Origin of the sequence: Streptomyces sp. SM1, from assembly GCF_002910825.1 — a bacterium.
Taxonomy (GTDB): domain Bacteria; phylum Actinomycetota; class Actinomycetes; order Streptomycetales; family Streptomycetaceae; genus Streptomyces; species Streptomyces okerensis.
Map to the genome: position 1 here is coordinate 1 of NZ_NEUB01000342.1, position 10,431 is coordinate 10,431.

Consider the following 10,431-nt stretch of genomic DNA (forward strand, 5'->3'; position numbering starts at 1 on the left):
CGGTGCCAGCCTGCGTTCCGCACGGCGCGCCACGGCTCCCGTCAGCAGGGGCACACCGACGCCCGCCGCCAGCAGCCCAACCGCGAGCACGGCACCCGCCTCGGGGAGCAGCCAGGCCGTGAAGCCGACGGACAGGGCCGAGACGGCGGCGGCCGCGCCGGCCGGCAGCAGCCAGCGCAGCCAGTATTCCTGGAGCGCGTCCACGTCGGAGACCAGCCGGGAGAGCAGGTCGCCCCGGCGGGCACCGCGCAGTCCGGCGGGCGCCAGCCGCTCCAGCCTCCGGTACACCGCGACCCGGGTGTCGGCCAGCATGCGCAGGACGGCGTCGTGCGACACGAGCCGCTCGGCGTAGCGGAACACGGCCCGGCCGATGCCGAAGGCCCGGGTCGCCGTCACCGCCACCATCAGATACAGCACGGGCGGCTGCTGGGACGCCCGCGAGATGAGCCATCCGGAAGTGGCCATGAGCCCGACCGCGCTGCCCAGGGCGAGGGCGCCCAGCAGCAGCGCGAGGGTGATCCGCCCCCGCCGGGCACCGGACAGGCCACGGACCCGGGCGAGGACATTGCCCGGAACGGGTTCCGTGTCCGGGGGCCCCGCGGAACCGCTGTCCGGCACCGGGCGGGTGCCGGCAGCCGCCGCGGGGCCGGCCGCCCGGGTCACGGACTCCTCCCGGCCACCGGTCGAGGCCGGTTCCGCGAGCCGCACCACCCGGTCGGCGACAGCCAGCAGCGCCGGACGGTGCACCACGAGCAGCACCGTGCGGCCTGCCGTCAGCCGCCGTACCGCCGCCACGATCGCGGCCTCGGTGGCACCGTCCAGCGCGGCCGTCGGCTCGTCGAGGAGGAGGACGGGCCGGTCGGCGAGGAAAGCCCGGGCCAGCGCGAGGCGCTGCCGCTGCCCGGCCGACAGTCCCGCCCCGTCCTCCCCCAGCACAGTCCCGGCACCCTCCGCCAGCGCGTCCACGAACTCCAGCGCGCCCGCGTTCCGCAGGGCGCGCCGCACGGCGTCGTCGTCCGCGTCGGGCCGGGCCAGCCGTACGTTCTCCGCGATCGTCCCGGCGAACAGGTGCGGCCGCTGCGGCACCCAGGCGACGCGGCTGTGCCACTCGGCGAGGTCCAGTCCGGCGAGATCGGCTCCCCCGATCCTGACCCGTCCCCCGGTGGGCCGGACGAAGCCCAGCAGCGCGTTCACCAGGGTCGACTTGCCCGCCCCGCTCGGTCCCACGAGCGCGACCGTCTCGCCCGGCGCGACGGTGAAGGACACGTCCGTCACGGCGTCCGTGGACCGGCCGCCGTAGCGGACCGTCACCCCCTCGAACGAGACGGCGCCCGCCGGTACCGCGCCCCTACCGGGTTCGGGCACGGGTGTCTCCAGGACGGAGAAGATCTCCTCCGCCGCGCCGAGGCCCTCCGCGGCCGCGTGGTACTGGGCGCCGGCCTGTCGCAGCGGCAGATAGGCCTCGGGCGCCAGGATCAGGATGAGCAGGCCGGTGTAGAGGTCCAGGTCGCCGTACACGAGCCGCATGCCGATCGTCACGGCGACCAGGGCCACCGAGAGGGTGGCGAGCAGTTCCAGCGCGAAGGAGGAGATGAAGGCGATCCGCAGCGTCCGCATGGTCGCCCGCCGGTACTCGGCGGTGATCTGCCGGATCGACTCCGCCTGGGCCTTGGCCCGTCCGAACACCTTCAGCGTCGGCAGTCCGGCGACGACGTCCAGGAAGTGGCCGGACAGCCGGGAGAGCATCAGCCACTGGCGGTCCATCCGGGACTGGGTGGCCCAGCCGATCAGCACCATGAAGACCGGGATGAGCGGCAGGGTCCCCACGATGATCGCCGCCGAGACCCACTCCTCGGTGACGATCCGTGCCAGCACCGCCACCGGCACGACCACGGCGAGCCCCAACTGGGGGAGGTAGCGCGAGAAGTAGCCGTCGAGGGCGTCGACCCCCCGGGTCGCCAGGGCGACCAGCGACCCGGTGCGTTGTCCGCCCAGCCACCCGGGCCCCAGCACCGTCGCCCGCTCCAGCAGGCGGCCCCGCAGCTCCGATTTCACCGCCGCGCTCGCCCGGTGGGCGGCCAGCTCGGTGAGCCATCCGACCAGCCCGCGGCCGGCGGCTACGGCGGCGAGCAGCAGCAGGGGAGTACCGAGGTCACGGGCGGACAGGCCGTCCTCGAACGCGCCCACCACGATCTCGGCGATGAGCATGGCCTGAGCGATGACCAGCACCGCGCCGACGGCCCCGAGGCCGACGACCGCCACCAGGAAACCGCGGGTGGCACGGGCGTACCGGAGCAGTCGTGGGTCGATTGGTTTCACGTGAAACACACCTCAGTGCACGGGATCGGCGATGTGCTGGGTACCGATCCGCTTGCGGAACACCCAGTACGTCCAGCCCTGGTAGAGCAGCACCACCGGAGTGGCGATCACGGCGAGCCAGGTCATGATCTTCAGGGTGTAGGGGCTGGAGGAGGCGTTGGTGACGGTGAGGCTCCAGTCCGCGTCGAGCGTGGACGGCATGACGTTCGGGAACAGCGTCAGGAAGAGCATCGCCACGGCGGCCACAATGGTGACGCCGGACAGGGCGAACGACCATCCCTCACGTCCCGCCTGATTCGCCAGCAGGGCGGCGACCAGCGAGGCGACCGCCACGGCCAGCGCGACCAGGCTGGTGCCGTCACCGTTGTCCGCCTGCGTCCAGAGCAGGAACGCCGACGCCAGTGCGGCGGTGACGAGACCCACGTGCAGGGCCAGCTTCCGTGCCCGTTCCCGGATCTCGCCCACCGTCTTGAGGGCCGTGAACACCGTGCCGTGGAAGGTGAACAGGGTCAGCGTGACCAGCCCGCCCAGCAGGGCGTACGGGTTGAGCAGATCCCAGACGGTGCCCACGTACTCGAAGTCGGCGTCGATCTTCACGCCGTGCACGATGTTGCCGAAGGCCACGCCCCACAGGAACGCCGGGAGGAGCGAGGTCCAGAAGATCGCCGTCTCCCAGTTGCGCTGCCAGTTCTCCTCCGGCCGCTTCGCCCGGTACTCGAAGGCGACACCCCGGACGATCAGGCAGACGAGGATGAGCAGCAGAGGCAGGTAGAAACCGGAGAAGAGCGTGGCGTACCACTCGGGGAAGGCGGCGAAGGTCGCGCCGCCGGCCGTGAGCAGCCACACCTCGTTGCCGTCCCAGACCGGGCCGATGGTGTTGATCAGCACCCGCTTCTCGGCGCGGTCCCGGGCGAGCAGCCGGGTGAGGATGCCCACCCCGAAGTCGAAGCCCTCCAGGAAGAAGTAGCCGATCCACAGGACGGCGATGAGGACGAACCAGATGTTGTGCAGTTCCATGACGATGGGGCTCCCTCGGCCTAGTACGAGAAGGCCATCGGCTTGTCGGCATCACGGATGTCGCCGCCGAGCTTCGTGGGCGGGTTGAGGTCGGACTCGCTGAGCTCGGGCGGGCCGGCCTTGACGTACTTGGCGAGCAGCCTGACCTCGATGACGGCCAGGACGGCGTAGAGCAGGGTGAAGACGGACATCGAGGTGATGACCTCGGCCGTGGACACACCGGGGGAGACGGCGTCCTCGGTCCGCATCACGCCGTAGACCACCCAGGGCTGCCGGCCCATCTCGGTGAAGATCCAGCCCCACGCGTTGGCGATCAGCGGGAACGCCATGGTCCACAGCGCCAGAAGCCAGTACAGCCGGGTCAGGCGGGAACCGAGCGGGTTCCTCAGCAGCACCAGGCGTGGCACCTCGTCGTCCCCGGTGCGGTGGGCGGCCGGCAGCAGGAACTTCTTCCGGGTGAGCCAGAGCCCGAGAAGGCCGAGTGAGAAGGACACCATGCCGAAGCCGATCATCCAGCGGAAGCCCCAGTAGGCGACCGGCACGATGGGCTTGTAGTCACCGGGGCCGAACTTCTCCTGCAGGGCCTCGTTGGTGTCGTTGATGCCGGGCACGTACGACTCGAAGTCGCTGTGCGCGAGGAAGGACAGCAGTCCGGGGATCTCCAGGGCGACCTTGTTGTGCCCCTCGTCGACGTCCCCGTAGGCGAACACGGAGAAGGGCGCCGGTTCCTCGCCGTCCCACAGGGCCTCGGCGGCGGCCATCTTCATCGGCTGCTGCTCGTACATGACCTTGCCGAGGGTGTCGCCGCTGATCGCGGTGAACAGACCGCCGACCGCCAGCGTGACCAGACCGAGGCGGAGCGAGGTCCGCATCACGGGGATGTGCTTCTTGCGCATGAGGTGGAAGGCGGCGATGCCCACCATGAAGGCGCCACCGGTCAGGAAGGCCGCCGAGAAGCTGTGGAAGACCTGGTTGAGCGTGGTGTTCTGGGTGAGCACCAGCCAGAAGTCGGTGAGTTCGGCGCGGCCCTTCTCCTCGTTGATCCGATAGCCGACCGGGTGCTGCATCCAGGAGTTGGCGGCGAGGATGAAGTACGCCGACAGCAGGGTGCCGATCGAGACCATCCAGATGCAGGCCAGGTGGATCTTCTTGGGCAGCTTGTCCCAGCCGAAGATCCACAGGCCGATGAAGGTGGACTCGAAGAAGAAGGCGATCAGGGCCTCGAACGCGAGCGGGGCACCGAACACGTCACCGACGAACCGCGAGTAGTCGGACCAGTTCATGCCGAACTGGAACTCCTGCACGATGCCGGTGACGACCCCCATCGCGATGTTGATCAGGAAGAGCTTGCCCCAGAACTTCGTCGCTCTGAGGTACTTCTCCTTGTCCGTCCGGACCCAGGCGGTCTGCAGCCCGGCAACGAGGGCGGCCAGCGAGATCGTCAGGGGAACGAAGAGGAAGTGGTAGACGGTGGTGATACCGAACTGCCATCGCGCCAGAGTCTCCGGCGCCAGAGCCAGATCCACGTCGTCGCTCCTTACTCAGCGGTGGTCACAGCGACCGCTTGATCCCGTCCGTCCCTCACATCTCGGGAAAACGGGACGCGCTTGTGAACGCGTTCACATTCACAAGTAATTATGACCTACCGCTTTTCCGACCAGGAAGGGGGGTCCTCTGTGACGTGGACCCCTTCGACGGACCCCAGGCGCACGAAGGCGGCCGGCGGGTGACCGCCGACCGCCTGACGTATGTGGGGCCGGAGCCCTCCCGCGCGGGTCAGAGCTCCTTGCGGAAGCCCTCCGTCACCTTCAGGAAGATGTCGTTGGCCTCGGTCTCCCCGATCGTGACCCGCACGCCCTCCCCGGCGAACGGGCGGACGACCACACCCGCCTGCTCGCACGCCTGCGCGAACGGCACCGTGCGCTCTCCCAGGCGCAGCCACACGAAGTTGGCCTGGGTCTCCGGCACCGTCCAGCCCTGGGCCCGCAACGCGTCCATCACGCGGTTGCGCTCACACACCAGCGAGCCGACCCGGCCGATCAGCTCGTCCTCGGCGCGCAGCGAGGCGATCGCCGCGTCCTGCGCGATCTGGCTCACCCCGAACGGCACCGCCGTCTTGCGCAGCGCCGCGGCCACCGGCTCGTGGGCGACGGCGAAACCGACCCGCAGCCCCGCCAGGCCGTACGCCTTGGAGAAGGTCCGCAGGACGCAGACGTTGGGCCGCTCACGGTAGATCTCGACGCCGTCCGGCACCTCGGTGTCCCGGATGAACTCGCGATAGGCCTCGTCGAGCACCACCAGGACGTCGCCGGGCACCCGGTCGAGGAAGCGTTCCAGCTCGGCCCGCCGCACCACCGTGCCGGTGGGGTTGTTCGGGTTGCAGACGAAGATGAGCCGGGTCCGGTCGGTGATCGCGTCGGCCATCGCGTCCAGATCGTGCACATCGCCCGGGGTCAGCGGCACCTGCACCGACGTGGCACCGCTGATCTGCGTGATGATCGGATACGCCTCGAAGGACCGCCAGGCGTAGATCACCTCGTCACCGGGGCCCGAGGTGGCCTGCAGCAGCTGCTGGGCGACACCGACCGAGCCGGTGCCGGTGGCCACGTGGGACGCGGGAACGCCGAACCGCTCGGACAGCTCGGCCATCAGAGCCGTGCACGCCATGTCCGGGTAGCGGTTGAAGGTGGCGGCCGAGGCAGCCACGGTCTCCATCACACCCGGCAGCGGCGGGTACGGGTTCTCGTTGGAGGACAGCTTGTACGCCACCGGACCGCCGGCCGCCGCCGGCTTGCCCGGCTTGTACGTGGGAATCCCCTCCAGCTCGGCGCGCAGCTTGGGGCTCGTCTCGCTCACCGCAGTCCTCCTCGTGAAGACCGGCGGCCCATGACCGCCGCCGACATCCAATACTGCTCACCTTATGAGGATTCGGCGTCGCTGCGTATAGGGGCGGCGGAGGCACGCGCGGACGGACGCGAGACGCAGGCCCGCCTCGTCGGTCACGGCAGCAACAGGGGCAACATCACCCGAAGGGGTAGGAACGGCGCACGCACCGGGGGCGCGCCGTACATATATCTACGCGCCGGTGGTGCGCGCCGTGGCGCGCGTCCCCCGTGCAGGTGAGTTGAGACCTCTTCGCAACATCCCACCCTCGGCAGGCATGCACGCGCCGACGCGTCAGGTCCTGCCATTGGAACGTTCAACACCCTTTACTTCCAAGGGATTTAAGCCTTAATGATCATGCAGAAACGTGCCTGTCAATGCGTGCATATGCGTCCGCCCTACCCCACCGCATGAGCCCTACTATCGGCTCGCCATGACAGCAGCAGGGAAGCACCAGGTGAGCCGCGCGGAAACCTCACGCCGAGGCAGCCGGCCGGGTCGGGCGGGCATCAGGGACGTGGCCGCCGCCGCCGGAGTCTCCATCACGACCGTCTCCGACGCCCTCAACGGCAAGGGCCGGCTCCCGGACGCCACCCGGCGCCACGTCCGCGAGGTGGCCGACAGACTGGGGTACCGCCCCTCGGCCGCCGCCCGAACGCTCCGCACCGGGAAGTCCGGACTCATCGGCCTGACCGTGACGACGTACGGGAATGAACCTTTCACCTTCACCGAGTTCGCGTACTTCGCCGAGATGGCGCGAGCCGCCACGTCCGCCGCGCTCGACCGCGGCTACGCCCTCGTCATCCTGCCCGCGACCTCCCGCCACGACGTGTGGTCCAACGTCGCCCTGGACGGCACGGTCGTCATCGACCCCTCCGACCAGGATCCGGTGGTCAGCGAACTGGTCCGCCAGGGCTTACCGGTCGTCTCCGACGGCCGCCCGGCCGGCTCCCTGCCGGTCACGGCCTGGGTCGACAACGACCACGAGGCCGCCGTTCTCGGCATCCTCGACCATCTCGCCGACGCGGGCGCCCGCCGGATCGGCCTGCTCACCGGCACCACCACCGACACCTACACCCACCTCTCGACCACCGCGTATCTGCGCTGGTGCGAGCGCGTGGGCCAGGACCCGGTGTACGAGGCCTACCCGGCACACGATCCGTGCGCGGGCGCCGTCGCCGCCGACCGGCTGCTCGCCCGCCCCGACCGCCCCGACGCCGTGTACGGCCTGTTCGACCCGAACGGCACCGACCTGCTCGCCGCCGCCCGTCGCTACGGCCTGCGCGTACCCGACGACCTGCTGCTCGTCTGCTGCAGCGAGTCCACCGTCTACGCCGGCACCGAACCGCCGGTCACCACGCTCTCCCTCAAGCCGCGCCGCATCGGCACGGCGGTGGTCCAGTTGCTCATCGACGCCATCGAGGGGGCCGACGCGGAACGGCCCGTGGAGCAGGTCATACCGACCGAACTGATCGTGCGCACCTCCTCGCAGCGCCGTCCGCCCCGTACGACGGTCAGCCCGCCGAGGTCGCCGAAGGGAACGTGAGACCGCCGGTGCCCGGCGGGGTGGACGGCACCGCGGGACCGTGGAGGCTCCCGGAACCCGGCTTCCGCAGGGACGGCCGGGGGCGGCTCCCGGCCGGTTCCGGGACGGAGGGTGACAAGGTGGGGCGCGCCCGGGTACGCGGCGGAGGCGGTCCGACCGGCGGAACGCGTGACGAGGACGGCACCGGCCGCGACGAGGTGCGCCCCGGAAGCGGCACCCTCCGCGGTCGGGCGCGGTACGAGGACAGCCCCGGCCGACGGCGGACGGGTGACGAAGACGGACACCGCACGGAGACCGGGCGACCACAGAACGGCCCAAATGGGGCGAAGGCCGCGGTGAACCGGAGTCTTGCTCCGATTCACCACCCCTGGGTCATCACACAGCGCGATTCGCATTCCTATGATGGGCCCACGACACCGCGGGCCGCTGCGACCAGGCAGTCCGACGCGGTGCAGACGCGGCGCGATGGTGGAGGGGTCGATGACTCAGGGGGCCGGTCAGGGACCCGAGGTGGAGCGGACGGCGACGTTGCGCGACTTCCGGGTGCCCGCTTACGTCCACGAGACCGGTCCGTATGCCCAGAGCACGCACCCCGGTGACGCCGCCCCGCCCGCCGAGGAGGCGTACCCGGAGGGATACACGCCCACCCAGCGGGACCTCCCCGTCATCAACCGGGGCGACACTGTTCAGGTGACCGTCGACCCCGCACCCGCCCCCGCGCCGCCGCCCACCACCGGCCAGGGCCCGCTGTACGTGGTCGGTGACGTCCACGGCTACCTCGACGAACTGCTGGCCGCGCTCCAGGAGCAGGGCCTCGTGGACTCGGCGGGCCAGTGGTGCGCCGGCACCGCGCGGCTGTGGTTCCTCGGCGACTTCACCGACCGCGGCCCGGACGGCATCGGCGTCATCGACCTCGTGATGCGGCTGTCCGCCGAGGCCGCCGCCGCCGGCGGCTACTGCAAGGCCCTCATGGGCAACCACGAACTGCTGCTGCTCGGTGCCAAGCGGTTCAACGACACCCCCGTCAACTCCGGGGCCGGCACCGCCACCTTCCAGGCGGCCTGGCTGCTCAACGGCGGCCAGAAGACCGACATGGACCGCCTCCAGGACCACCACCTGCAGTGGATGGCCCGCCTCGACGCCGTCGAGGAGGTCGACGGCCATCTGCTGCTCCACTCCGACACCACCGCCTACCTCGACTACGGCCGTTCCATCGAAGAGGTCAACGACACCGTCCGCGAGACGATCACGCGCAACGACGCCGACGAGGTCTGGGACCTGTTCCGCAAGTTCACCAAGCGCTTCTCCTTCCGCGACGAGGGCGGAGCCGACGCGGTGCGTTCCCTGCTGGATACGTACGGCGGCACCCGGGTCGTTCACGGCCACAGCCCCATTCCGTATCTGCTGGGCGAAGTCGGCTCCGAGGACGGCGAGGACGACGGCGGTCCCGTGGTCGCCGGACCGCACGTGTATGCCGACGGACTCGCCATCGCCATGGACGGCGGGGTCACCATGGCCGGAAAACTGCTGGTCCGAAAGCTGCCGCTGGACGACTGAGCGCTCCACGGGCCGTGTTCCGGCGGCCCGTGGCCGCACCACGCGGACGGTGAATTCGGCAAACCCCCTGTCACCGCGTACCGTCACCGCTCTACCATCGGCTTATCCGTAAGCAGGCTCCCCTCCGTTTCTGCCCGACGGCTCGTCAGCATGCCGAGCCCCAAGCCCTACGGAGCATCGGGGGATGCACATGAACAGCGTTCCGCAGCACCTGCTGAGCGAGGACCGCCAGGAATACGAGCGGGTTCTCGATGAGGCGCTGCGCTCCGCACCACACCACCCGGAACTGGCCGCTGTCGGACAGCGGCTCAACTCGGAACAACTGCGCACGATGGCGCTCAACGCCACCGCGATCATCACCACGGCCGCGGCGACCGAGTACCAGCACTATGTGAAGATCCGTGAGGACATGCGCCGGCCTCCGGCGCCGTCCGCCCCGGCCGTCCGCGACTCCGGTTCCTCCGAGCCGGGTTCGGGCGCGGCGGGGCTCGCCGCCACCATGGGAGAGGCCGTGGAGACGGCCGGGGCGGGCGCGGTGGCCGTGGTCGCCGTCCTGGCACCCGTACTGGCCGGAACCGCCGCCGCGATCTTCCTGCTGGTCGGCGTCATCCTGCGGATGGTCGACCCCGAGGCCGCGTTCGCCCGGACCATGCTCACCACGGGATGGGTGTTCGGCGCGGTGACGGCGGTCGCCATCCTCGTCGCCGCCATGGGGCTGCTGCTCACCGCACTGCGCAACAAGCCCTCGGCGCTCGGCGGCGTGTACCGCGAACGCGACGAGGAGGTCACCCTCGCCAGGGATGCCTGGCGGGACGCCCTGCTGGAGCGGGGGATGCTGCCGTTTCTGCGGGACGCCCTCGCCGACCCGGCCGCCGCCGCGCTCCAGCACACGGCCCCGCCCGCGCCGGCCAGCCGGATGCCGCACCTCGGATACGACCGGCCCGGCTTCACCAGCCCCGGTGAGGACAGGGCCCGCGGCACCCGGCCCAGCTATTCCAGTCCGGACTACTCCAGTCCGGACTTCGGGGGCCCGGAACACCCGCCGGAGTAGGCCGGACGGCCGGGCACCCGGACGCCCGGCGACCGGTCCGTCGGCTCGCGCCCCGCTC

Annotated in this window: 7 protein-coding genes; 3 read left to right on the forward strand and 4 right to left on the reverse strand. The window is 70.6% G+C overall.

Features of this window, described 5'->3' with window-relative positions; all coding sequences use genetic code 11:
- The 4 genes from cydD to hisC form a co-directional block, all read right to left on the reverse strand.
- Positions 1-2,319 (reverse strand): thiol reductant ABC exporter subunit CydD (cydD, locus tag B9S61_RS08650; RefSeq protein WP_103541724.1); only part of this gene is annotated, 2,319 nt, incomplete at its 3' end.
- Between the two features lie 12 nt (positions 2,320-2,331).
- Positions 2,332-3,336 (reverse strand): cytochrome d ubiquinol oxidase subunit II, encoded by a 1,005-nt coding sequence (gene cydB / locus B9S61_RS08655; RefSeq protein ID WP_103541725.1) that lies wholly within the window; start codon positions 3,334-3,336, stop codon positions 2,332-2,334.
- Between the two features lie 20 nt (positions 3,337-3,356).
- Positions 3,357-4,862, reverse strand: coding sequence for a cytochrome ubiquinol oxidase subunit I (locus B9S61_RS08660; RefSeq protein ID WP_103541726.1), 1,506 nt, complete (start codon positions 4,860-4,862; stop codon positions 3,357-3,359).
- Positions 4,863-5,112: 250 nt separating this feature from the next.
- The gene (hisC, locus tag B9S61_RS08665; RefSeq protein ID WP_103541727.1) at positions 5,113-6,192 is read right to left on the reverse strand and encodes a histidinol-phosphate transaminase; all 1,080 of its coding nucleotides are present in this window, start codon (positions 6,190-6,192) and stop codon (positions 5,113-5,115) included.
- Between the two features lie 460 nt (positions 6,193-6,652).
- Between hisC and B9S61_RS08670 the strand changes: the two genes are divergently transcribed.
- The 3 genes from B9S61_RS08670 (at position 6,653) to B9S61_RS08680 (ending at position 10,373) form a co-directional block, all read left to right on the forward strand.
- Positions 6,653-7,765: a LacI family DNA-binding transcriptional regulator gene (locus tag B9S61_RS08670; RefSeq protein WP_103541728.1), complete on the forward strand. Its 1,113-nt coding sequence runs from the start codon at positions 6,653-6,655 to the stop codon at positions 7,763-7,765.
- A 465-nt stretch (positions 7,766-8,230) separates the two neighbouring features.
- Positions 8,231-9,322, forward strand: a complete 1,092-nt coding sequence (locus tag B9S61_RS08675) for a metallophosphoesterase (RefSeq protein ID WP_103541729.1) — start codon at positions 8,231-8,233, stop codon at positions 9,320-9,322.
- Positions 9,323-9,506: 184 nt separating this feature from the next.
- On the forward strand, positions 9,507-10,373 hold the full coding sequence (locus tag B9S61_RS08680) for a hypothetical protein (RefSeq protein WP_103541730.1): 867 nt from the start codon (positions 9,507-9,509) through the stop codon (positions 10,371-10,373).
- Positions 10,374-10,431: the final 58 nt, after the last annotated feature.